This window comes from Acinetobacter sp. SM1B (assembly GCF_003289665.1).
Taxonomy (GTDB): Bacteria; Pseudomonadota; Gammaproteobacteria; order Pseudomonadales; family Moraxellaceae; genus Acinetobacter; species Acinetobacter schindleri.
Window position 1 is genome coordinate 1 of sequence record NZ_QMBM01000004.1, and the last position, 22756, is coordinate 22756.

21 protein-coding genes are annotated in these 22756 nt (G+C 41.8%); 12 read left to right on the forward strand and 9 right to left on the reverse strand.

Annotated features, from left to right (window positions below; all coding sequences use genetic code 11):
- Window positions 1-375 precede the first annotated feature (375 nt).
- Genes sstT through C8322_RS13600 form a run of 3 tightly spaced genes read left to right on the forward strand, consistent with a single transcriptional unit; the run spans window position 376 to window position 2846 of the window.
- On the forward strand, window positions 376-1572 hold the full coding sequence (gene sstT / locus C8322_RS13590) for a serine/threonine transporter SstT (protein WP_004809497.1): 1197 nt from the start codon (window positions 376-378) through the stop codon (window positions 1570-1572).
- A gap of 46 nt (window positions 1573-1618) precedes the next feature.
- Window positions 1619-2293, forward strand: a complete 675-nt coding sequence (locus tag C8322_RS13595) for a YoaK family protein (protein ID WP_004809499.1) — start codon at window positions 1619-1621, stop codon at window positions 2291-2293.
- 16 nt (window positions 2294-2309) lie between these two features.
- Window positions 2310-2846: a DUF2058 domain-containing protein gene (locus C8322_RS13600; RefSeq protein WP_004809500.1), complete on the forward strand. Its 537-nt coding sequence runs from the start codon at window positions 2310-2312 to the stop codon at window positions 2844-2846.
- 75 nt (window positions 2847-2921) lie between these two features.
- On the opposite strand, the gene C8322_RS13605 is transcribed toward C8322_RS13600, so the two are convergent.
- Together C8322_RS13605 and C8322_RS13610 are read right to left on the reverse strand one after the other, a co-directional pair.
- Window positions 2922-3569, reverse strand: coding sequence for a ParA family protein (locus C8322_RS13605; RefSeq protein WP_004809502.1), 648 nt, complete (start codon window positions 3567-3569; stop codon window positions 2922-2924).
- Between the two features lie 155 nt (window positions 3570-3724).
- On the reverse strand, window positions 3725-4504 hold the full coding sequence (locus tag C8322_RS13610; protein WP_004809504.1) for a hypothetical protein: 780 nt from the start codon (window positions 4502-4504) through the stop codon (window positions 3725-3727).
- A 359-nt stretch (window positions 4505-4863) separates the two neighbouring features.
- On the opposite strand from C8322_RS13610, the gene C8322_RS13615 reads away from it, so the two are divergent.
- The 6 genes from C8322_RS13615 to C8322_RS13640 all read left to right on the forward strand — a co-directional run bounded on the left by C8322_RS13615 (window position 4864) and on the right by C8322_RS13640 (window position 11710).
- Window positions 4864-6120 (forward strand): mechanosensitive ion channel family protein, encoded by a 1257-nt coding sequence (locus tag C8322_RS13615; protein WP_004809506.1) that lies wholly within the window; start codon window positions 4864-4866, stop codon window positions 6118-6120.
- 254 nt (window positions 6121-6374) lie between these two features.
- Complete coding sequence (locus tag C8322_RS13620) at window positions 6375-8219, forward strand: ABC transporter ATP-binding protein (protein ID WP_004809508.1); 1845 nt, start codon at window positions 6375-6377, stop codon at window positions 8217-8219.
- A 3-nt stretch (window positions 8220-8222) separates the two neighbouring features.
- A complete protein-coding gene (locus C8322_RS13625; protein ID WP_004809511.1) occupies window positions 8223-8672 on the forward strand; it encodes a MaoC family dehydratase in 450 nt (149 codons plus the stop codon).
- A 152-nt stretch (window positions 8673-8824) separates the two neighbouring features.
- Complete coding sequence (locus C8322_RS13630; protein WP_004809513.1) at window positions 8825-9853, forward strand: AraC family transcriptional regulator; 1029 nt, start codon at window positions 8825-8827, stop codon at window positions 9851-9853.
- Between the two features lie 72 nt (window positions 9854-9925).
- Complete coding sequence (gcvH, locus tag C8322_RS13635) at window positions 9926-10300, forward strand: glycine cleavage system protein GcvH (RefSeq protein ID WP_004809515.1); 375 nt, start codon at window positions 9926-9928, stop codon at window positions 10298-10300.
- 231 nt (window positions 10301-10531) lie between these two features.
- Window positions 10532-11710 (forward strand): MFS transporter, encoded by a 1179-nt coding sequence (locus C8322_RS13640; RefSeq protein WP_004809517.1) that lies wholly within the window; start codon window positions 10532-10534, stop codon window positions 11708-11710.
- Between the two features lie 57 nt (window positions 11711-11767).
- On the opposite strand, the gene C8322_RS13645 is transcribed toward C8322_RS13640, so the two are convergent.
- The 5 genes from C8322_RS13645 to C8322_RS13665 all read right to left on the reverse strand — a co-directional run bounded on the left by C8322_RS13645 (window position 11768) and on the right by C8322_RS13665 (window position 18225).
- A complete protein-coding gene (locus C8322_RS13645) occupies window positions 11768-12973 on the reverse strand; it encodes a PilT/PilU family type 4a pilus ATPase (protein ID WP_004809519.1) in 1206 nt (401 codons plus the stop codon).
- 409 nt (window positions 12974-13382) lie between these two features.
- Window positions 13383-14561 carry a PilT/PilU family type 4a pilus ATPase gene (locus tag C8322_RS13650; RefSeq protein ID WP_004809521.1) on the reverse strand — a complete coding sequence of 393 codons (1179 nt, stop codon included), beginning with the start codon at window positions 14559-14561 and terminating at the stop codon, window positions 13383-13385.
- A gap of 244 nt (window positions 14562-14805) precedes the next feature.
- A complete protein-coding gene (locus C8322_RS13655; RefSeq protein ID WP_004809523.1) occupies window positions 14806-15855 on the reverse strand; it encodes a 3-deoxy-7-phosphoheptulonate synthase in 1050 nt (349 codons plus the stop codon).
- Window positions 15856-16376: 521 nt separating this feature from the next.
- Window positions 16377-16907: a hypothetical protein gene (locus tag C8322_RS13660; RefSeq protein ID WP_004809525.1), complete on the reverse strand. Its 531-nt coding sequence runs from the start codon at window positions 16905-16907 to the stop codon at window positions 16377-16379.
- Between the two features lie 205 nt (window positions 16908-17112).
- Window positions 17113-18225, reverse strand: a complete 1113-nt coding sequence (locus tag C8322_RS13665) for an S-(hydroxymethyl)glutathione dehydrogenase/class III alcohol dehydrogenase (protein ID WP_004809527.1) — start codon at window positions 18223-18225, stop codon at window positions 17113-17115.
- A gap of 123 nt (window positions 18226-18348) precedes the next feature.
- Between C8322_RS13665 and C8322_RS13670 the strand changes: the two genes are divergently transcribed.
- The 3 genes from C8322_RS13670 to C8322_RS13680 all read left to right on the forward strand — a co-directional run bounded on the left by C8322_RS13670 (window position 18349) and on the right by C8322_RS13680 (window position 21175).
- Entirely contained in the window at window positions 18349-19905 is a 1557-nt protein-coding gene (locus C8322_RS13670; protein ID WP_004809528.1) for a phospholipase D family protein, read from the forward strand.
- A gap of 185 nt (window positions 19906-20090) precedes the next feature.
- Complete coding sequence (locus C8322_RS13675) at window positions 20091-20528, forward strand: hypothetical protein (protein ID WP_004809530.1); 438 nt, start codon at window positions 20091-20093, stop codon at window positions 20526-20528.
- Between the two features lie 125 nt (window positions 20529-20653).
- A complete protein-coding gene (locus C8322_RS13680; protein ID WP_050977189.1) occupies window positions 20654-21175 on the forward strand; it encodes a hypothetical protein in 522 nt (173 codons plus the stop codon).
- 143 nt (window positions 21176-21318) lie between these two features.
- Here C8322_RS13680 and C8322_RS13685 read toward each other — a convergent pair whose 3' ends face one another.
- A complete protein-coding gene (locus C8322_RS13685) occupies window positions 21319-21903 on the reverse strand; it encodes a uracil-DNA glycosylase family protein (RefSeq protein WP_004809533.1) in 585 nt (194 codons plus the stop codon).
- Window positions 21904-21938: 35 nt separating this feature from the next.
- Window positions 21939-22649, reverse strand: coding sequence for an SGNH/GDSL hydrolase family protein (locus C8322_RS13690; protein WP_004809536.1), 711 nt, complete (start codon window positions 22647-22649; stop codon window positions 21939-21941).
- Window positions 22650-22756 lie beyond the last annotated feature (107 nt).

Here is a 22756-nt window from a genome sequence, read left to right on the forward strand (position 1 = left end):
AAATCATCTGCTACCACAGAGAGTCTATAAATAACAGTGCGTAAGTCCTAGATTATTCCATTTAACTCATTTGACTGTTCCAGGAACAACGTGATTAATTTTGAAGGCATCTCGTAGTATCAGCAAAATTGATCACTTTTTTAAGAGCATTTCTATAATAAATATATAGTATACATTTTCATCTTAAAATTTTGTCCAAAACCTGATTTTGATTAAATTATAGACAAAAAGTATAGGTGGTTTTCTATAATTATTATTTATTTTCATAAACTTATATTTAAACTAAAAATATATTTTAAGCACATAGAATTTTAAGTATAAAATAACGCAAATTTTTTCCGCATTTAGCCCTCGTAATTTACACAAGGCAACCTTATGTTCTCTGCCCTTTCGCGTATGAGTTTAGTCTCCCGAATCATCATTGCCATTATACTTGGTATTGGTGTCGCGCTGGTTTTTCCAGAATATGCGCCCTACCTCAGCCTGCTAGGCGACCTTTTTATTAAAGCTCTTAAATCTGTCGCTCCTGTCCTCGTTTTCATTTTAGTTCTAGCTTCCATTGCTAACTTTAAAGTGGGTCAAGGCAACTCCCGTATGCGCCCGATCGTGTACATGTATGCGATCGGCATGTTCCTGGCCGCAGTGAGTGCTGTAATTGCCAGCATCATGTTTCCAAGTACGCTGTTCCTTGACGTCGCTGCACAAGGTGACTTACAGCCACCAGGCAGTTTAAGTGAAATCCTGAAAAATCTGCTGCTCAGCTTTGTTGCGAACCCGGTAGTTGCAATTGCTGAAGCGAACTTTATTGGTATTCTGGCTTGGGCAGTGGCACTGGGCATTGCATTCCGTCATGCATCTGAAACCACTAAAACCGTATTAAATGATGCAGCAAATGCCATTAACCATGTAATCCGTCTGGTAATTAGCTTTGCACCTGTCGGTATTTTTGGTCTGGTAGCAGTTACTTTTGCCGAAGCGGGTCTGGAAACTTTAGAAAGCTACGGTCATTTGCTGGCAGTATTGCTTGGTACGATGGCCTTCGTAGCACTGGTAGTGAATCCATTACTGGTTGCATTGGTGACACGTGCCAATCCTTATCCACTAGTCTTTACCTGCTTGCGCGAAAGTGGCATCACTGCATTCTTTACCCGTAGCTCAGCTGCAAATATTCCGGTAAATCTGGATCTGGCGAAACGCTTAGGTGTGTCTGAATCCACTTCAAGTGTAGCCATTCCACTGGGTGCAGCCATTAACATGGCGGGTGCATCTGTAACCATTACCGTGTTATCGCTTGCAGCGGTAAATACGTTAGGCATTCATGTTGATTTAACCACCATGATTATTCTTTCTGTGGTTGCAACTGTTTCTGCCTGTGGTGCCTCTGGTGTTGCCGGCGGTTCATTGCTGCTGATTCCAGTTGCATGTGGCCTGTTTGGTATTTCTTCTGATATCGCAATGCAGGTCGTTGCAATCGGTATGGTGATTAGCGTATTGCAGGATTCAACTGAAACTGCACTCAACTCATCAACTGACGTTTTATTTACTACAGCTGTAGACCGCGCATCTAATTGATCTTATATTGATAATTCAATATTTTGCCAATAGATGTTGAGTTCTTATGCCATTACAGCGTTTACCCATCTGGGTTCAACTGGGTGCATTTTTTCTTGCCGTGAATGCCGGCATGATTAATGTACTCGGTCTGGTTACTCTCCTGCACCAATCCGTTTCCCATATGACCGGCAATATCAGTATGCTGGCAATGGCACTGGTGCAATGGCAGCCTGAACAGATTCTCTATCTGTGCCTGGTTACTGCGTGTTATGTCATTGGCTCAATGTATAGCGGTCTTATCTTGGGAAATAGCCACTTTCAGTTGGGCCGCCGTTATGGATATCCGCTCAGTCTGGTGGCTCTTTTTATTATCCTGTGCTGGATCTTGTTACCATATTTTCCTCATTATGGCTTGCTGTGGGCCTGTGTGGCGATGGGTGTGCAAAATGCCATGGTCAGTCACTATAAAGGCACGATTATCCGCACTACGCATTTATCTGGTGTATTAACCGATTTTGGGCTGTCATTAGGCTATAAGTTGCGTGGACTGGAAGTCGAATCTCGACGGACTATCCTTCATTTACTGATCCTGATCGGATTTTTAATTGGCGGTGTTCTTGCCAGCTGTATTTATCCTTATTTAAAATTAAACGCATTCCTGATCCCGGCAGCACTCAGCCTTAGTCTAAGCCTGATTTACTGGATCATTTATTTACGTTATCGACGCTTAAAGCATTAATTCTCTGGAAATACTCATGGTTAAAAACGCACTACAGGCACAATTGTTAAAGGCAGGTCTGGTCGATAATAAGAAAGCAAAAAAATTGTCAAAGCAGGCCGTTCATGAAAAGCGCACTGGTGATAGCAGTGAAGCTGAAATCAAGGCGAAAATTGAACAGGCCAAACAGGAAAAGCTGGCAAAAGATCAGGCCATTGAACAAGAGAAAAAGGCAGCGCTGCAGGAAAAAGAACTCAAAGCTGCCATCATGCAAATGATCAATCAGCATAAAATTCGGGATACTGATGGGGAGATTTCCTATCAGTTTATTGATGATTCTAAAATCAAGAAAGTCTATCTGAATCAGCAAATTTATAATGCCCTGGTTGCAGGCAGTTTGGTGATCGCCCGCGAAAATGACAGCTATGCTTTCCTGCCTAAAGCGCTGGCGGATCGTATCAATGCCAAAATGGAAGGCTTCATCATTGTGAATAATTCTGAGAAGAATGAACAGACCACCGATGAAGAAGATCCATATGCAGCATATGTGATTCCGGATGACCTGATGTGGTAATCCATGAAAGCCAAAAGCTCCCTATTTCGGGAGCTTTTTTTAAGCACTATTAACATAATGATTCGAGGTAGACAATCAAACTGGCTGTGCTGTATCAGCCATTAGCTCCTGAATAAATTGATCAAAACGTTGCCCTTGTACTGGTGAATGTTCCCAGATGCTACAGCCCAAGTTTTTTGCATCATCAAAGGCTTCATCCTCATAAATAATAGTATTCAAAGAATGTGCACCAGGAATGCCTTTGAGTAAATTCTGATTTGCTTCAATTTGCGAGATTTCGATCTGCTGAGGTACACGCATCAGTATTCCATAGACTTTTAACTGGGTATTGAACTGTGCAACACTGATGGCCAGTTGCAGCATCTCAGTATACATCTCCTGCTCTTCAGCCTCTGCTGACATAGGAATAATCAGTTTATCTGCTCGCATTAACACCGAGCGCAATGCATAACTATCATGCCCGGCGATATCAATCACGATATCATCATATTGAGTTTTGACCTGTTCTACACGCCGCATTAACTCATCTGGATGGTCTTTTAAAGAAATATGTTCAAAGCCAAAACCTGTACGATGCAAAGCCACCCATTCAAAATTCTGCTTGTCGTCATCAGTATCAATATAGAGTGTTCTGGCTTGAAGACGCAGATATTCTGTCAGATTCATCGCCAAGGTACTTTTACCTGACCCTCGTTTCGGGCTGGTCACCACAAAGATCGTCATGTTATTCCCGCATTTTTAATCAAAAATATTATTAAATACTTAAAATAATTATGGTTTTAAAATGAATGATTTAATTTAAAAAGTCAAAACTCATTTTCATTAGACTGTAAAAAAGCACCCTCAGATGCTTTGTTTAAAAAGCTTTCTAACTGAGATCAATTTTGAGTTTTCTGTCCAATAAACAGAATTGCATCCTGCTGATTGCTGTTCTCGGCCATCATATAAATTGACTGGCTATCAATCTGATTCAGCAATATCCCATCTACTTGCTGTGCCCCATTCAAACAGTCGGAACTTGCAGAACCTATTAAGACCAGATGAATATTAAAATATGGTGCATTGTTTTCCGAACTCACTCTTCCTGCAAATGCACATTTGTCCTGATCGCCGACAATTCCTGTCACCACTCCGCTACGGTCGATATTGACTGTAGTAATTACATTATTGGTTAAAGTTGTAGTTCGACCGCTATAGCGCCCTTGCAGGCTGGATATACTGGTATTGTCACGACTGTAATCTCTATTATAAATAAGGTTAAAAGGCCGATTATTGGTATTATTGACATTTCCCTGCAGGTTCTTTTCCGCCGTATAATGACCATTCAGGGTTACACTAGCAGTTTGATTGAAGGCAAAATTATAGTCGCGAATGTTGGTCGCACTAAAGCGATTGCCCGATAAAGAAAACTGCCCACGCATGATACCGGTATAACCATTATCTGCTGGCAGTGAATACAATAACCAGAAATTACTATTTTTCTCGATCACACCCAGAATAGAGCGCGGACTCAGATTTTCATCTGTAAAACTGCCGAGATAAACACCTGTCAAGCGGCTTGAGGATGAACCATCTACACCTCTAAAAATATCATCATTCCCATCACCGCAGGCATTCAGCGCCAAGGCTAGACCGACAATTGCTAACTGTTTTTGCATAATTCTACCCTTTGTATTTTTGTAGGAGGGTGATCTTTGATGTGCATCTTTGTCATAGCTGGGCTACTTAGAAGCTGATATGAAATGCCGATAAAGTCTCCTATTCGCCTGATGTAATTGACAGTTTTAAATACCTTACTGATCCTTTCAACGACTCATAAAGATGTCCGCTGGTTAATCAAATTCTAAATAAGCAGAATCTGCTTCTCTATCTGTTTTTGTATCTTTTTATAAGCATAATATTGATGGATCAAAATGCTGTAACGGGACAGATATGTTTTAAAACGTTATTCAAGGTTAATAAATAATTTCTAAGCCTATAAACTGTATGGCATTTTTACATTGAAGAGAAAGATCAGTTGGAACAGTTTAGATTTATTCAGAACATTCAAGATTGGGCAGATCAATACCCTTGGCTCGAAATGCTGTCTTCTTTAAGCATTGTGATTGCGGTGGCTTTTATCGCCAATCTGTTTGCCAAACAGGTTGTTGTTCGTGGAATTCGTAAACTGATTTCCAAATTACCTTTTGCCAACAACACGATCTTTGCGGAACACAGTGTAATTCGCCGTATTGCCAATATTGTACCCGCCATTGTGATTATGAATGGGATCAGCACGGTTCCACACTTGTCAGATAAAGTGCAGACCTTTGTACAGATGGGCGCTCAGGCTTTTATTTTCCTAACCATTGCCCTAGCACTGGGTGAATTGCTGAATATTTTTAACCTGATTTATCAGCGCAACCCCAAATCACGCAATAAACCGATTAAAGGCTATTTGCAGCTAGTGAAACTGCTGATTTTTATTGTCTGTGGATTGATGATTCTGGGTACCTTCCTGAAAAAGGATGTGTTTACTTTGCTGGCGGGTTTCGGTGCGATGGCTGCCGTGCTGATGCTGGTGTTTCAGAACACGATTCTTTCATTGGTGGCTTCAGTACAGATTTCTTCTTATGACATGGTGCGTATCGGTGACTGGATTGAAATGCCTTCACTGAATGCGGATGGTGATGTAATTGATATGTCATTACATACTGTGACCGTGCAAAACTTTGACAAAACCGTTACGACCATTCCAACCAATAAGTTAGTGACGGATACGTTTAAAAACTGGCGAGGAATGCAGGAAGCTGGTGCGCGTCGTATCAAACGTTCGATTCATATTGATCAAAGCAGCGTGCATTTTATGAGTGAGGAAGAACAGACCAAACTCAAAAACTTTATCCTGCTCGATCATTATCTGAATACCAAGACTGAAGAACTGGTCAAATTCAACCAGCAGTTACAGCATAATTCCCAATATAATCAGCGCCGTTTAACCAATTTAGGAACGTTCCGCGCCTATCTGGAATTTTATCTGCAACAGCATCCGGGTATTACTAAAGACTTTTCTCTGATGGTGCGTCAATTACAGCCGACCAGTGAAGGCCTACCGCTAGAAATCTATGCCTTTACCAATACCACGGTATGGACTGAATATGAGAATATTCAGTCTGATATTATGGATCACGTATTGGCAATTATTCCGGAATTTGGCCTGAAAGTGTATCAGGCACCTTCAGGCAGCGATTTTAAGGAAGTATTTACAGCGCCTGCTTCGCCAATTATTACTTAATTTAAAACGCAGTTACTCCAGGCCTGAAATGATACGTCATCTCAGGCTTTTTTATTGATGTAGCCATGTAATCTCATCGATGTCTTTTCAAATTTTTTATTTACCTGAAATCAACTTTTCCAGGTTTTAAGCTTTGCAACCTAAATTTTGATTTAGTTAATCATTTTGTGGCAATTTCACCTTAATTCAGCCTTATAAAAACAGAATCCTTTATAATCCGTGAAAAGCAAAATGCATGAGAAAAGAGCACACTAATGTTTCGATGGCTTGAACGGCTGGTAGATCCCTATCCCACCAAAAATCTGAACCAACCCTTGCCCACCAGTTTTTTCCCTTTTGTCTGGCAAGCGGCTTATGGCGTACGCCGTTATCTGTTGATTCTTGTCCTTTGTACTGCCGGTGCAGCCAGTTTCGAGGCCTTGCTGTATGCTAAAATTGGCGATCTGGTCAATTGGCTCAGCCAAAGTCAGCCAGACACCTTTTTGGAGCAACATGCCACTAACCTGACTTTACTCACTGTAGTCCTGCTGGCCAATATCTTCTTTGCCAGTGCGCAATCCTTGATCAAGCACCAGATTTTATACAGTAATTTCCCGATGCGTTTGCGCTGGCGTTTTCATAATCTGCTGCTCAAGCAAAGCCTGGATTTCTTCCACAATGACTTTGCCGGTCGTTTATCTGCCAAGGTCATGCAGACCTCACTGGCGATCCGTGAATTCTGGGTCATTCTCGGCGATATGCTGGCCTATGTAGTGATCTATTTCATTACCATTAACATCGTACTCGGTTCAATTTCTGCTTATCTGATTATTCCACTGATGGTATGGCTGCTGCTGTTTATCTGTGCCGCCAGCTATTTTATTCCCCGTCTCAGTAAAATCTCGCATGAACAGGCCGATGCCCGTGCGGTAATGACTGGCCGTGTGACCGATGCCTATACCAATATTCAGACCGTTAAACTTTTTGCTCATGCAGGCCGTGAAAGCCAGTATGCCAAAGCATCCATGCAAGAGTTTATGGTGACGGTTTATAAACAGATGCGACTGGGGGCCCAGTATGAAATCAGTATTTTACTGCTGAGCCTCGTACTCTATGGCGGTGTATTAGGGACAGCGATCTGGTTATGGATGGAAGGTCAGGCTCAGCTCGGCATTATTGCTGCAACTACAGCGATGGTACTGAAACTGAACAGTATTGCCGAATTCCTGATGTGGCAAACCTCGCAATTGTTTGAAAATGTCGGAACTATTCAGGATGGTATGGGAACTCTGGGCAAATCAATTTCGATTCAGGACAAGCCGGATGCTAAAGAACTGGAACTAAAACAGGGTGAAATCAAATTTGATAATGTTTGTTTTGCCTATAATGACAAAAACGTGATTGATGGTTTGAACCTGACCATTCGACCGGGTGAAAAAATCGGTGTGGTGGGTCGTTCTGGTGCCGGTAAGTCTACCCTGATTCAATTATTACTGAATTTCTATCGTATTGACCAAGGTCGTATTTTAATCGATGGACAAAATATTGAAGATGTGACCCAAGATAGCCTGCGCAAGAATATTGCCATGGTGACACAGGACACTTCACTGCTACATCGTAGTGTGGCTGAAAACATCAAATATGGTCGTCCGAATGCGACGGATGAAGAAATGTTTGAGGCGGTGCGTAAAGCTGAGGCAGAGGAATTCATTCCGCAACTAAGCGATATGCGCGGTAAGCGTGGTTATGAGGCCTATGTTGGCGAGCGTGGCGTCAAGCTGTCTGGTGGTCAGCGTCAGCGTATTGCGATTGCCCGTGTCTTTCTGAAAGATGCACCTATTCTGATTCTGGATGAAGCAACCAGTGCACTGGATTCAGAAGTTGAAGCGGCAATTCAGAGCAGTCTGGATGAGCTGATGAAAGGTAAAACTGTGATTGCGATTGCTCACCGTCTTTCTACTATTGCGCAAATGGACCGGTTGATTGTGCTGGATCAGGGTAAGATTGTTGAACAAGGCACACATGATGAACTGGTGGCATTGAATGGAATTTATGCGCATCTGTGGCAACGTCAGACTGGCGGATTTTTAATAGAACACGACACAAAAGAACAAGGATAGAACATGTTATATCTGGAAGACCTGCAGATTGGTGATGAGTTTAAAAGTCGTTCTTACCGCATGAGTAAGGACGAAATTCTAAAGTTTGCTCATGCCTATGATCCGCAACCGTTTCATGTCGATGCGGAACAGGCCGAACAGCATCCGATCTTCCGGGGTCTGGCCGCCAGTGGCTGGCATACTGCTGCGGTGGTCATGCGTTTATGGACCGAATGTTTCCCGGTTGCTTATGGTCTGATTGGGGCGGATTCGCATGTGCGTTGGCCCTGCCCGACCCGCCCTGATGATGAAATCCGGGTGATTGTGACCATCACTGATATTCAACCTTCCAAACGTAAACCTGATCGTGGCATCGTTCGCTATGAAACCCAAGCCTTGAACCAGCAAGATCAGGTTCTGTTTAATTCAACCACAAATATTGTGGTATTTAAGCGAGAATTTACAGCAGTTTAGTTTGATTTTCACCCACATTTTAGGCTAATCTGCTTGAAGTGTTTGGGTAAGGCTGAGAATTTTGTCCAACAATTTTAAAGATAAAACTGGCTAGTTCATGCCAATATGGGCACATAAATAGAAAAAATTTGACTGAGTGCAACGGATCGCGCATGAAGATGATTGCTCCACGCCAAGACCAAGGCATCCCGGGTGTTTATGGTCTTTTGCTTCTCGACGTTATCTCCCGCTGGGGCTATAACGATGAGTCGCTATTCAAACCTTTTGGGCTAACCAGCGAACAGCTGGCAGACCCTGAGTTCCGAATTCCAACTGCCATTGCCAATGATATGGTTAAACACGCACTCAAGCTGACGGGTGAACCGACCTTGGGCTATCACCTCGGCACACAGATGCGTATTTCTATTCATGGCTTTATTGGCTATGCCATCATGACGGCAAACAATATTACCGAAGCTTTGGTGCTGGCCAACCGTTTTATTCAGTTGCGTTTGCCCTTCCTGCAACTGTTCTTCTCGACCTTTGGGGTCAAGGCCACAGTACAGCTACAAACTGATATTCAGATGGAACCGCTGCGTACTGAAATTTCAATCGCCCTGATGATCGGTCTGATCAGTATGGCTAAAGCCATTACCGGGATCAGCGATGCAACCGGAGAAATCGATTTCGATTTTAAAAAGCCGGAAGGTTTTGAACGCTTTATGGTGAAATTCCCCACGCATCAGTTCCGTTTTGAACAGCCACATCTGTTACTTAGCTTTGATAAAAGCTATCTGATGAACAAACTGGTGCATGCCGATCCAATCGCCAGCCAGATTGCGATTAACCAGTGTGAAACAGAACTTTCTGCCCTGGGTGAACGACATCGTATTGCCATGCGGGTACGGGATATTTTGACCAATTCAGAACAGCATTATCTTAGTATTGAAGCAGTCGCCGACCGTCTGCATATGTCGGATCGTACCTTGAAACGTCAGCTGGCCGCAGAAGGCACTTCTTTCTCGACACTGGTCGATGAAGTACGTTATCGTCATGCAACTTCCCTGCTTTCACGAACAGACTTCACTCTGGAACAGATTGCCGATGAACTCGGCTATAGTGATGTCGCCAACTTCAGTCGTGCCTTTAAACGCTGGAGTGGTCGCAGTCCAAGCAACTGGCGTAAAGATCCGTATCTATAAGCCTTTTGTTTTGCAGCAAAAGAATGTATAAATCATGTCAAAAATGAACCTAAGCGATTTAAGGAGTTATCAATGAATCATCCTTCAGAATTAAAGTACGCAAGTACACATGAATGGGTACGCATTGAGGGTGATCTTGTGGTGACCGGTATTTCTGACCATGCACAGGATGCTTTAGGTGACCTGGTCTATGTTGAAGCGCCAGATCTTGATTCACACGTGACCGCAGGTCAGCAAGCAGGTGTTGTCGAATCTGTAAAAACTGCGTCAGATATCCATGCGCCTGTTTCTGGTATCGTTGTTGAAATTAACCCGGCACTGGAAGATGATCCGGATTTCATTAATGATGACCCGTATGGCAAAGGCTGGATTTACAAAATCAAGCCAGATAATATCGCGGATGTCGAAAAACTGCTCAGCAATACTGAATATGAAGCAGGCCTTTAATTTAACCTGTTTTAAGAATCAGCCTGCGGGCTGATTTTTTTATACCTAAATTTTTAAGACCTTTTACATATTAAAATGACCCCACATTTGTCGGTTTTTATTGTATTATTCACATAATCTCCCATATAGTCTTCGTGACGCGCTTTGTTGCTGAATATCGCATTCAGCATGTTCCATAAAAAAAAATACTAATTTTGGCCTAGCGTTTCACATTAAAATTTCTGGATCATGATGAACGCAACTGTAACGCCGTTGTGGACAAAGTCCTTTTTGCTTTGTCTGGCAAATAATCTGTTTTTGTTTATTTTTTATTTTGCCCAAACTACGATTTTACCGATTTATATTCTTAAAGAACTTGGGGGCAGCGTAACCCAAGCCGGATTAACCCTGACGCTATTCATGGTTTCTGCGATATTGATCCGCCCATTTAGTGGTTTGATTATTGACAAATTGGGACAGCGCCGTACTTTAATTATCTCGGCGACGATGTTCTGTTTCATTGCTTTTGGCTATTTATTTATTAGCAATATGACCAGCTTATATATCCTGCGTTTATTCCATGGGGTCTGGTTTAGTATCCTCACTACCGTTTGTGTTCCTGTGGTAAACCAGTTTATTCCGGATAGTCGCCGAGGCGAAGGCATGGGCTATTATGCCATGTCGGTGAATCTCGGAATTGTACTCGGCCCCCTCATTGGCCTAAGTCTTATTCCTTATTTAAGCTATACCATGGTGACTGCTGTACTGGTAGCTATGATCTTTATCGGTTATATCTTCTGCTTTTTAATCCCGGTGCAAGAAGTTAAACAACCTGACAGTGAAGCTGAAAAGACCCATTTAGGTTTAAGTGATTTTGTTGAGAAAAAATCCCTGACTGTTGCCTTAATGGTCATGATGATATCCTTCTCTTATGCCAGCATCATGTCCTTTATTGCCCCCTTTGCCAGTTCAATTCATCTGATGCAGTACGCAGGCTTATTCTTTGTGGTTTTTGCCATTTCCATGATCAGCTTACGCCCGATTACTGGCAAAATTTATGACCGTAAAGGTCCACAATATGTAATTTATCCTGCGGTTCTTACCTTTAGTCTGGGGCTATTGGTTTTAAGTCAGATTCATACACTGACTGGATTTATGCTGGCAGCCGTACTGATCGGATTAGGTTTTGGCAGTGCTCAACCTTGTTTGCAAACTCTTGCCATTCAACGTGCTCCCAAGCATCGGATTGGTTATGCCACTTCGACTTTCTACACCTGCTATGACATCGGCATTGCTATTGGCTCATTAGTCGTTGGGATGATGATTGCCAAGCAAAGCTTTAGCTTTGCCTTTATTATTTGTGCCGCTCTAACAGCCTTGAGCCTACTGTATTTTAAATTCGTGGTTCAACGTACAACTGTTATAGCTTAATCCAGTAATAAAAACCGACCTTATTTCATGTCGGTTTTTAATTTAAGCCTCTCAGATTTATGAGCTTTGTTCTATGCTACTGGCATCTTCATCCGTTTCATTGTCCGGCTTTTTCTCTTCCACCATGCTAAATGCGGTCGCCGTATTATTCATGGCTGGATTAGCACGCGTACTTTTCAGTTTGATTTGCAGACGAAGTTCATTGGTCGAATCAGCATTACGCAATGCTTCTTCATAAGAAATCGCACCTTCATTATAAAGATCAAATAATGCCTGATCAAAAGTCTGCATACCAAGTTCACGTGATTTGCCCATAATAGCTTTTAATTCATGGAAATCACCTTTCAGAATCAGATCTGATACCAATGGTGTATTCAGCATAATTTCGACTGCGGCACGACGCCCCTTGCCATCTTCAGTACGGACCAAACGCTGAGAGACAATCGCTTTCATATTAGAAGACAGATCCATCAATAACTGATTACGGCGTTCTTCCGGGAAGAAGTTAATAATCCGGTCGAGCGTCTGGTTGGCATTGTTGGAATGCAGCGTCCCCAGACAAAGATGCCCTGTTTCGGCAAAGGCAATTGCATGTTCCATGGTTTCCGTATCCCGGATTTCACCAATCAGAATCACATCGGGTGCCTGACGCAAGGTATTTTTTAAGGCATTATGCCAGGAATGGCTATCTACACCGACCTCGCGATGGGTGATCATTGACTTCTTATGTTTATGTACATATTCCACCGGGTCTTCTACGGTAATGATATGGCCTGCTGAGTTTTCATTACGATAATCAATCATCGCAGCAAGCGAAGTCGACTTACCTGAACCTGTACCGCCCACGACGAGTACCAGACCGCGCTTTTCCATAATCACATGCTTGAGTGACTCTGGCAATTTTAACTTCTGGAAATTCGGAATTTCTGCAGTGATGGTCCGGATCACCATACCGACATTGAGCTGCTGCTGGAACACGTTGACACGGAAACGTGAAACGCCCGGTACAGTAATGGCAAAGTTACATTCCAGTTCTGCTTCATATTCTTTACGCTGCTTTTCGTTCATCAGTGCATAGGCAAACAGTTTGGTTTTTTCTGGGGTAAGTTCCTGTTGCCCAAAAGGTTTCATTAATCCCTGATGCTTGATACTCGGAGGAAAGTCTGCGGTAATGAACAGGTCTGAACCACCATATTCAACGACCTTGGTCAGCATATGATGCATAAACTTACGTGCTTCTTCTAATAACTCTGCCGTGAACATATTTTCCTCTGTAATGCACAATGGTATAAATCTTCAAAAAAAGACTCATATCAATATATTTTGATTTTATTGTGCAGCGTTTTTTTAAAAGCCTCAAATACATTTGATTTATAAAGATAATTTTTTCAAATAATTCTGTGACCTGATTCAAGGAAAATAAAAATAAAGGGAAATGATCTTAATGGAATTAAAATCTAATAGTTATAACTACTGATAAATTAGAGTTCAGATTTTAGGAAAGTAAATTGGAAACTCATCGAAATAAATCCGCTCTATACTATTTTTTGAATAAGGAAATTAAATTAAAAGCCTTGATGGCTAAAGCGTTGTGATCTTTAAACCACCGTGGACAAACTTATCATCCAACTCAACTGCATTTGAATGCAGCTTGATTTCAGCAAAATGCTGGTCAGATTCTGGAAAGTGTAGTTTCCTTGGATTGTTCCAGTATCGTCATCCTACTCCCTTCTTCCTGAAGAGCGGGATTGATGCGACTGCTTTTTAATTTGATCTGCAAACGCATTTCATTACTTGAATCTGCATTACGCAAAGCTTCGTCATAAGAAATAATTCCCTGGTTATACAAATCAAATAATGCCTGATCAAAGGTCTGCATGCCGAGTTCACGCGAACGCGCCATAATAGTTTTCAGCTCGTAAAAATCTCCTTTACGGATAAAATCAGACACCAGCGGCGTATTCAATAAAATTTCAACGGCAGCACGACGACCTTGCCCATCCTCGATACGGATCAAACGTTGCGAAATCACAGCTTTCATATTGGCGGATAAATCCATTAACAGCTGATTGCGGCGTTCTTCCGGGAAGAAATTAATAATGCGGTCTAAAGCCTGATCGGCATTATTAGAATGCAGGGTGGCCAAACACAGATGACCGGATTCAGCAAAGGCAATCGCATGCTCCATACTTTCGGTATCCCGGATTTCACCAATCACGATCACATCCGGTGCCTGACGCATGGTATTGATCAGCGCGTTATGCCAAGAAACACAATCTACGCCAATTTCACGTTGGGTAATCATGGACTTTTTATGTTGATACACGTATTCCACCGGATCTTCCATGGTAATAATATGTCCTTCAGAATAGGTATTGCGGTGATCAATCATGGCTGCCAGTGTGGTGGATTTACCAACACCTGTCGCACCTACAATCAGAACCAGCCCACGTTTTTCCATAATCACTTGTTGCAAAGAGTTTGGTAGTCCTAATTGCTGAAAGCTTGGAATCTCCGTAGTAATGGTTCTGATTACCATCCCAACATTATGCTGTTGCTGAAAGACATTGACCCGGAAGCGTGATACACCCGGTACACTGATACCGAAATTGCATTCCATCACTGATTCAAATTCCTTGATCTGTCGTTCATTCATTAAAGCATAGGCAAACAAACGGGTTTTATCCGCTGCCAGTTTTTGCTGACCAAAAGGTTTCATCAAGCCCTGCTGTTTGATACTTGGTGGAAAATCTGCGGTAATAAAAAGATCGGAACCTCCATATTCAACCACTTTGGTCAGCATATGGTGCATAAATTTACGTGCTTCATCGAGCAATTCGGGTGTATACATATCCAGGTCCCTCAGATCATGTCCATCGCGCGATATAAAACGGTTTGATGCAGATCCTGAAAAATTATTGTTATTGTGAAATCACTTATTTTTTGATGTATTTATAAATATATTTTTAATGATTATTATTCTGTATGTTCTACATAGTAACGGTGCTGATCGAAACTTTATAAGCAGTCTTCCTCTCAGTAGCATTCACTCATGCCTTTCCCCCAACAGTGTGAGGAAAGGCATGACCGTAAATTTAAGCACTACGCTTTAAACCTTCCAGTCGCAGTGAATCTGTCATATTTAACAACAGTTGTTCGGTTTTTGTCCAGCCCAGACATCCATCTGTAACCGACTGTCCGTAAACCATACCATCTGAAATTTTCTGATTGCCATCAACCAGATGACTTTCCAGCATCACACCGCGAACATTGGTCTGTAGGCGTTCTGCCACGATCTGCTCTAAAACTTCCGGTTGTAACATCGGATTTTTGGAACTGTTGCCATGGCTACAGTCAATCACTAATGCTGGCAATTCCGCTGAATGTTTGGCTTTGATTTTCTCGATTTCAGATAACTGGTAGTTCGGACCACTATTTGATCCACGCAGAATCAGATGGGCTTTTGGATTGCCTTTGGAATTTAAAATACATGGTAAACCCGATTGGCTCATGCCCAGGAACTGATGCGGATGAGAAGCTGACTGAATCGCATCTAAAGCAATCTGAATCGAACCATCAGTGCCATTTTTGAAACCGATGCTGTATGGCATTTGGCTAGAAATTTCGCGGTGGATCTGAGATTCACTGGTACGTGCACCAATCGCACCCCACGCCAGTAAATCATCAAAATACGCCGTCGCCATTGGACTGAGGATCTCCGAAGCAATCGGTAAGCCCATGCCAATAATGTTCAGGTAAAGTTCGCGGGATTTTTGCAGACCCAGCTGCATATTGGATGAACCATCCAGTGCAGGGTCGTATAGGAAACCTTTCCAGCCGACTGTGGTACGAGGCTTTTCAATGTAAGCTCGCATGACCAGGAAAATCTGATCAGAAATTTGAGCCTGTAACTGTTTTAATTTTTCTGCATATTCAAGTGCGGAGGCTTCATCATGGATGGAGCATGGTCCGGTAATCACCATCAGACGGTGATCTTTACCCTCTAGAATGTTTTGTATGGTTTGTCGCTGTCCGGCAATCTGTTCAGCCAATTGTGGAGACAATGGCAATTGTGCTTTCAATTCTGCCGGCAGGCTTAATAGAGTTTCAGTTTGCTGTTGTTGTGATGTAATAACGCTATTCATGACTTTCATCCTTTGGACTGATCAATACAGTCCGAACTTTTATTTGAGCTTTATGGGTCTATGTGTCTGTGTGCTAAGGTTCATCAACTGGTTAAAGTAGAACCAATAAAAGTTGCTAAAGTATGAATAGTTAAAGTAAGTCATGGCTGTCTCCAAAATTAGTAAATATAACAAGCATAAAAAAACCTGATCAGGGTTGCCGATCAGGTATAAACTGGGTGGGCAACCTTTTACTTGCCCGAACGCATTCAGGCAATCATCTAAACTGCCAGAAATAATAATAAGCGTTTAAGTTTACAGGTTGCTTGAGCATGTTATGTAATTCATAAAAATGTGAATATGAAATTTAAAATACGCGGTATATCAGTATTTGACAAGTAAAAATTGTAAAAAAAATATTTATTAGTGTGGCTATTTTTATTTATCAATCCACCTATTTGTCATAGCTATACCAAAGTTTGACAAGATCTGAAGCTACCTCAGACCTTGTCAAGATTCAGTGACTCATTATTAAAGCAGAATCAACGTGAAACACGGTTCCAGGCATCGCGGATCGCATATTTAGCCTGCTCCCAGTTCAGACGCGACTCGCCTTTTACCTGTTCCCATTTGATTCTTAAATCGGATTCGGCATCTTCAAAACGGGTGTTAGCATCATAATGGGCACGATTTTCATAACCGACCTGATACGCCGTATGATAATCACGATCATAATCCAGATCGCTATAACTTGTACGTGCTTCAGTATAATAAGGCGTATTTAATGAATTTTCACGCCAATATGCTTCTTCTTCGGTTGGGTTTACCACTTCACCTACACCATGACCCGCTAACCCGCCAACCACTGCACCGACTACGCCACCGACAGCAGTTCCAACCGGACCAGCAGCAGAACCAATTGCTGCACCTGCAGCTGCACCGCCTGCAGCACCGACACCTGTACCTACCGGATGCGCACCCGGTTCACCAGTAATTGGATCGGCATTTAAATCATCACGCACTTCTTTTGGAGAATTCTTGATTAAATCACGATCAAAATTATCATTCGACATAGAGCTTATCCTTATTGTTGAAAATGGTTTTCTTAACGCATATCAATATGCTTTCATCACTATAAAGCTCTGAGCCAAAATGACTTTAGAAGGCTTGTGCGGATTCAGTTAAGCTCTGTGAGGGTTTTAGAGGCAAATGTATCCAATTTAAAATAAATAAACATAAAAAAGACCGGTATTTACCGGTCTTTTAAAATTAATCCGCTTAGTCAAAATGAATCACTGTACGGATTGACTTGCCTTCATGCATCAGATCAAATGCTTCGTTAATCTGCTCAAGCGGCATGGTATGGGTTACAAATGGTTCAAGCTGGATATCACCTTTCATAGCCTGTTCAACCATTCCTGGCAATTGTGAACGACCTTTTACGCCACCAAATGCAGTCCCCATCCATTTACGGCCAGTCACGAGCTGGAATGGACGGGTCGAAATTTCTTTACCTGCACCAGCGACACCAATAATGACTGATTGACCCCAGCCACGGTGTGCACATTCCAGTGCAGAACGCATTACGTCGACATTACCGATACATTCAAATGAATGATCTACACCCCAGCCTGTCATTTCCACAATGACTTGCTGAATTGGCTTGTCATAGTCTTTTGGATTTAAGAAGTCGGTTGCACCGAACTGTTTTGCCAGTTCAAATTTATCAGCATTGGTATCTACTGCAATAATACGGCTGGCTTTGGCTTGACGGGCACCTTGTACCACTGCCAACCCGATACCACCCAGACCGAATACTGCAACCGTATCACCTTCCTGTACTTTTGCTGTGTTATGTACTGCACCAATACCTGTAGTGACACCACAGCCTAATAAGCAAACGTGTTCATGATTTGCTTCTGGATTGATTTTCGCCAGAGAAACTTCAGCAATCACGGTATATTCAGAGAATGTTGAACAGCCCATGTAATGGTAAATTGGCTCGCCATTATAAGAGAAACGCGTGGTACCATCCGGCATTACCCCTTTACCCTGAGTCGCACGTACAGCAACGCATAGGTTAGTTTTTCCAGATTTACAGAACAGGCATTCACCACATTCAGCAGTATATAGAGGAATCACGTGATCACCCGGTTTTAAGCTGGTGACACCTTCACCCACTTCAACCACCACACCTGCACCTTCATGGCCCAGAATTGCCGGGAATACACCTTCGGGATCTTCACCAGATAAAGTGAAAGCATCAGTATGACACACGCCCGTATGGCTAATTTTTACCAGAACTTCGCCAGCTTTCGGTGGTGCGACATCAACTTCAACGATCTGTAATGGCTCGCCTGGACCGAACGCTACCGCTGCACGTGATTTCATTTAAAACTATCCTTTGTTTGCTGATTTAACAGATGACTAACAGTAACCTCTTTCTATTCTGAGATTCAACCATTAACATCCTTAATATGGGAAGAATAAAGCCAAATAATTAATGGAAACTCAATGACTCACCGAACTAAAATACTTTGTATCAGTTTTATTAGCTTATCCATTTTTTTGACAGGCTGTGAGTTAGATCCAAACACATCGACTAAAGCAAAAATTACACCGGTACAATCCCAGCACTGGATTCAAAAAACCGAAGCCCGGGAAAATGTTCAGGAAGGTTTAACCGCTTATTTACCGCTATATGACGGTTTTATGAGTATTGCAGCACGACTACACCTGATCAATCACGCCAAGCATCATCTTGATTTGCAATATTATATCTGGAACGATGATTTTATTGGCAATCTGGTATTGTCCCAGTTGCTGAATGCCGCCGATCGCGGAGTTAAAGTCCGGCTATTAATTGATGACCAGAATGGTACTCAGCTGGATGATAAACTGCTTGCGCTGAGCCAACATCCTAATATCGAAACCAAATTATTTAATCCTTATAAATTTCGTCACTTTCGCGCCCTAGATTATGGGCTGCGTTTAAAGAAAGTGAATCACCGTATGCACAATAAATTGATCATTGCCGATGGCAGTGTGGCTGTCACCGGTGGCCGTAATATCAGCAGTGAATATTTTGAAGCCAGCAATGATTTTCAGTTTACCGATGTCGATATTTTCTTTGCCGGCAATGCGGTCACAGATGCCAACCAGTCTTTTATCGACTTCTGGAATGATACGCTGAGTTATGATATCCAGCAAATCTTAGAGGAAAGGTCTAAACCGGATGATTTGGTTGAATTAAGAAAATTATTTGCTCAAAACCGTTTGGATGCCAAGGAAACCCAGCGTCGCGTCAATATTGCCGAGCAACAAATTGCCAAACAATTACAGTCACAACCTGTGCAATGGGCCAGTGCGCACTTTGTTGCCGATTCACCCAGAAAGGCACGTCACACGATAAATGATGAAGACTTCATCTATACCCAGATGTTAGATCTGATGGGTGAACCAAAAAATCAGTTAGACTTGGTGTCTTCCTATTTTGTTCCCACCCAATGGGGAACGGATTATCTGAGCAAGCGTGCCCGAAATGGCTTGAAAATTCGAGTTGTCACCAACTCTTTTTTGGCGAATGATGTGCCTGTGGTACATGCCTACTATCAGCAATACCGTAATCAATTACTCAAAAATGGTATAGAAATCTGGGAATTTAAACCTTATATCGAACGTCGGGAACGTACCTGGTATGAGAAAATGACAGGTAATGTGATTCCAGCTAAAAATAAAAACAGCTCCAGCCTGCATGCCAAGTTTTTCCATGCGAATGGCAAAGTCTTTATCGGCTCTTTTAACTTTGATCCCCGTTCAGCACGCCTGAATACTGAAGTCGGACTGGTGATCGAATCAGAGAAGCTTCAAAATGAAATTGCAGCATCACTAGATAAATATCTGCCACGTATTGCTTATCAACTTAAGCTTAATGATAAAGGGGAAATTATCTGGCTGGACCAACAGAAAGACGGAAAAATTTTAAAATTTACACATGATCCTGAAACAACCCGATTCCAGCGTTTTATGATGCATTTGGTCACGACTTTTCCGGCTGAATGGGCAATGTAATGACAAGCAGATGACAAAATTGAATTTCCACCTCATTTTAAAAATTGTTAATTTTAGGATTAATTGAAAATTGTGCAGGTTTTAGACGTTTATTCGATCAATACGGTCATGATCTATACCATAGCTCTAGATTGCCTTAAAATTACACTTTTCCAGTTTTCGTGAAGTTTTTTCGCCACACTCCCATGCAATTTTTTGATTTAAGCCGCCAGTTTAAGTTAAATGATATCCTTACACCAAACAAAACCCTTCAAGAATTATCCGCTCAGGAGTGGTTTCTCGCCAAAATCCGTGTAGAGCATGACTGTATTTCTGATACAGAGGTGATTGAAGGTCAGGCTATCATCCAGTCCAATGAAAATATCCAGATTGAACTGGAATGGCTGATTCAGGATTCTGGCTATGATCTGCAGGTGCTGTTTAAAGGTGTAGAAACTGAAGTTAATGAAGAAACTTTGGTCGTCGTCAAAGGTGCGAAACTGGTTGATGAGCAGCAACAATTACTATCTTCACAAGCTTTGAGTTTATGGATCGATGGCACGCTGTTGCCTTTATTACCGAATATTCGTCGTGAAATTAAATCCCGTTTAAATCTTTGGGATTATGTGGAATATGATAGTTAATATTTAAAGCCATCACTTAAAACTTTTAGGGCGATTCAATCGCCTTTTTTATTTTAGAATTTCTATAGAGATGAATGGTAAGTCGTAATGTCTCAGCAATTTTATATATGCTCTATGCTATGTTAATGAAAATAATAAAAAATGAAGATGACCTTATGATGGTAAATATTCAGCCTCAAGATTGGCTTAAGATCCGGAATGTCTTTGCTGATGCCCAGCGTGCTGCCATGCACTGCTCGGTATCTACAATCACCTCTGATGGATTTCCTACAAGCAGTCCCATCGGCACTTTATTTTTACATGAATATAAACCCACAGGCTTTTTCTTTGACCGCTACTGTACCAGCCTGAAACAGAACCTTCCACATAGTTCGAAACCGTGTATTCAAGCAGTAAATAGTAACCGCTCATTTTGGCTAAAATCTTTAATGAGCGGTAAATTTAGCAGTTATCCAGGTGTACGTTTATATGCGGAAATCAGTGAACTTCGACCTGAAACTGAACTGGAGCTGGTCCATCGTAGAATAAAACTATTAAGATGGACCAAAGGCAGCCGCCTGATCTGGTCTGACTTTACCCATGTTCGGGATTTTCAGGCGCATGGTTTTAAATGGGTGGAATATCCACAAATGATACCGGATACATAGATTTAATACTTACTATTAGTTAGAAATTAACTATAAGTATGAATTTGTTTTATTTTCTTAATCCCAAAATGAAATATTTGCTTCAATCAAGATAGTTTTAACGTAAACAGTATAAGTATCGCATTCACATTTATCGCTAAAGCCTAAATCAGTCCAGCATCTCTAAACAATTCCCGATAGGCTTCCGCTTTTTTCTCCAAAGCCAATGGATAGGCTCGTGATGATGATGGCATTCGATAGAGTTTTAATTCGCGTCCAGCAAAATGTGCTTTACTCGGCTGCCCGATAGCAGGTTTTTCTGTGTCTTCAGGCATGGATAACATCAGAGTTTCGGTTGCTTTATCGCCTGTGGTCATAATGCTATGACATAAAGGCATCTGAACAAGCAGTTTGTTGAGATCAGTCGGCGTAACAATTTCCAGAAATTTATCTGAAGCATTCCCCTTCAACCGCCGGATCTGATACGCCGTATCAAAAATCGCAATACCTTTTTCCAGCAAAAATTCCCGAATCAGCATCTCCTGAAAATTCTTATTGGCAAGATCTAGAAAGTAATCTTTATTATGAAAGAAAATTAAACCAAATATCCGCCACATATCATTTTGATAATTTGGATAATAGAAACACATTTTCCAACGTGTTTCTGGTGGCGGAAAACTGCCCATCATCAGAAGTTTGGAATTTTCCGGTAAAAAAGGTTCTAGAGGATGGGTTTCAATATCCGACATAAAATTCCACTAAATTAGTGTATAGAAATTCTATTCTAAAATTTTTGGCGGATTTTTGTAGCAACTTCCTGTCCCCAAAGCGTATAAACTTCTTTACTCGGGTGAAAACCGTCTTTGGCCATTTCCAGATTAAGTGCCTGATATTGTTTGATATCGTACTCAATCCACTGCATATTGGCTTTCTTGCTGACAAATTTCTCCAGCTCAGAGTTCATGGCTTTGGCATAACGACCAAATAACCAGGCCAATGGATTTGGTAAAGCCGGGAACATGTTCATTGGTGGAACGCCGGCCGCGATAATTAACTCAGGACTAAAGCAACTTTCAATTGTCTGATAAAGTTTCTGCTGCTTTTTAATCCACACATCTGCGGGTATCAGCTTGGTAACATCATTTACACCGACTGAAGTCACCACAACATCATAGTGTTCAGCCGGAATTTTTTCTAATACGCGAATGACGTTGGAAGTCGCATCTCCCGTTTTCGCCTGAAGTTTCCAGCGAATCTGATAATCTTGCTGGAGCTGACTTAAGATTGCCCCAGTTAATGCGTCTTCTTGATGATCTACGCCTACACCGGCTGCTGCCGAATCTCCAACAATCAGGATGGATAAAGGTTTCCCCTGCCCAATCAGACCTTCGCGTTCCCCAGCAGGTTCTGGTAATCGTAGCGTTTTTTTCTTGACGCGATTACCCTGGATGACTAGAGCAGGTATTAAGGCAATCGTGGCAGCTTTGAGCAACATAATAGATTAATTTACATAAGAATAGGATGAATTTTACCCCAGTTTATAATTTTCGAGGGCTTTGTTGCACAAACCTATCATTAAAGGCTTATTCAGCAATATAATTT

Coding starts and splice junctions, on each gene's coding strand:
- sstT (WP_004809497.1), top strand. CDS start 376: ATGTTCTCTGCCCTTTCGCGTATGAGTTTAGTCTCCCGAATCATCATT.
- C8322_RS13595 (WP_004809499.1), top strand. CDS start 1,619: ATGCCATTACAGCGTTTACCCATCTGGGTTCAACTGGGTGCATTTTTT.
- C8322_RS13600 (WP_004809500.1), top strand. CDS start 2,310: ATGGTTAAAAACGCACTACAGGCACAATTGTTAAAGGCAGGTCTGGTC.
- C8322_RS13605 (WP_004809502.1), bottom strand. CDS start 3,569: ATGACGATCTTTGTGGTGACCAGCCCGAAACGAGGGTCAGGTAAAAGT.
- C8322_RS13610 (WP_004809504.1), bottom strand. CDS start 4,504: ATGCAAAAACAGTTAGCAATTGTCGGTCTAGCCTTGGCGCTGAATGCC.
- C8322_RS13620 (WP_004809508.1), top strand. CDS start 6,375: ATGTTTCGATGGCTTGAACGGCTGGTAGATCCCTATCCCACCAAAAAT.
- C8322_RS13625 (WP_004809511.1), top strand. CDS start 8,223: ATGTTATATCTGGAAGACCTGCAGATTGGTGATGAGTTTAAAAGTCGT.
- C8322_RS13630 (WP_004809513.1), top strand. CDS start 8,825: ATGAAGATGATTGCTCCACGCCAAGACCAAGGCATCCCGGGTGTTTAT.
- gcvH (WP_004809515.1), top strand. CDS start 9,926: ATGAATCATCCTTCAGAATTAAAGTACGCAAGTACACATGAATGGGTA.
- C8322_RS13640 (WP_004809517.1), top strand. CDS start 10,532: ATGAACGCAACTGTAACGCCGTTGTGGACAAAGTCCTTTTTGCTTTGT.
- C8322_RS13645 (WP_004809519.1), bottom strand. CDS start 12,973: ATGTTCACGGCAGAGTTATTAGAAGAAGCACGTAAGTTTATGCATCAT.
- C8322_RS13650 (WP_004809521.1), bottom strand. CDS start 14,561: ATGTATACACCCGAATTGCTCGATGAAGCACGTAAATTTATGCACCAT.
- C8322_RS13655 (WP_004809523.1), bottom strand. CDS start 15,855: ATGAATAGCGTTATTACATCACAACAACAGCAAACTGAAACTCTATTA.
- C8322_RS13660 (WP_004809525.1), bottom strand. CDS start 16,907: ATGTCGAATGATAATTTTGATCGTGATTTAATCAAGAATTCTCCAAAA.
- C8322_RS13665 (WP_004809527.1), bottom strand. CDS start 18,225: ATGAAATCACGTGCAGCGGTAGCGTTCGGTCCAGGCGAGCCATTACAG.
- C8322_RS13670 (WP_004809528.1), top strand. CDS start 18,349: ATGACTCACCGAACTAAAATACTTTGTATCAGTTTTATTAGCTTATCC.
- C8322_RS13675 (WP_004809530.1), top strand. CDS start 20,091: ATGCAATTTTTTGATTTAAGCCGCCAGTTTAAGTTAAATGATATCCTT.
- C8322_RS13680 (WP_050977189.1), top strand. CDS start 20,654: ATGAAAATAATAAAAAATGAAGATGACCTTATGATGGTAAATATTCAG.
- C8322_RS13685 (WP_004809533.1), bottom strand. CDS start 21,903: ATGTCGGATATTGAAACCCATCCTCTAGAACCTTTTTTACCGGAAAAT.
- C8322_RS13690 (WP_004809536.1), bottom strand. CDS start 22,649: ATGTTGCTCAAAGCTGCCACGATTGCCTTAATACCTGCTCTAGTCATC.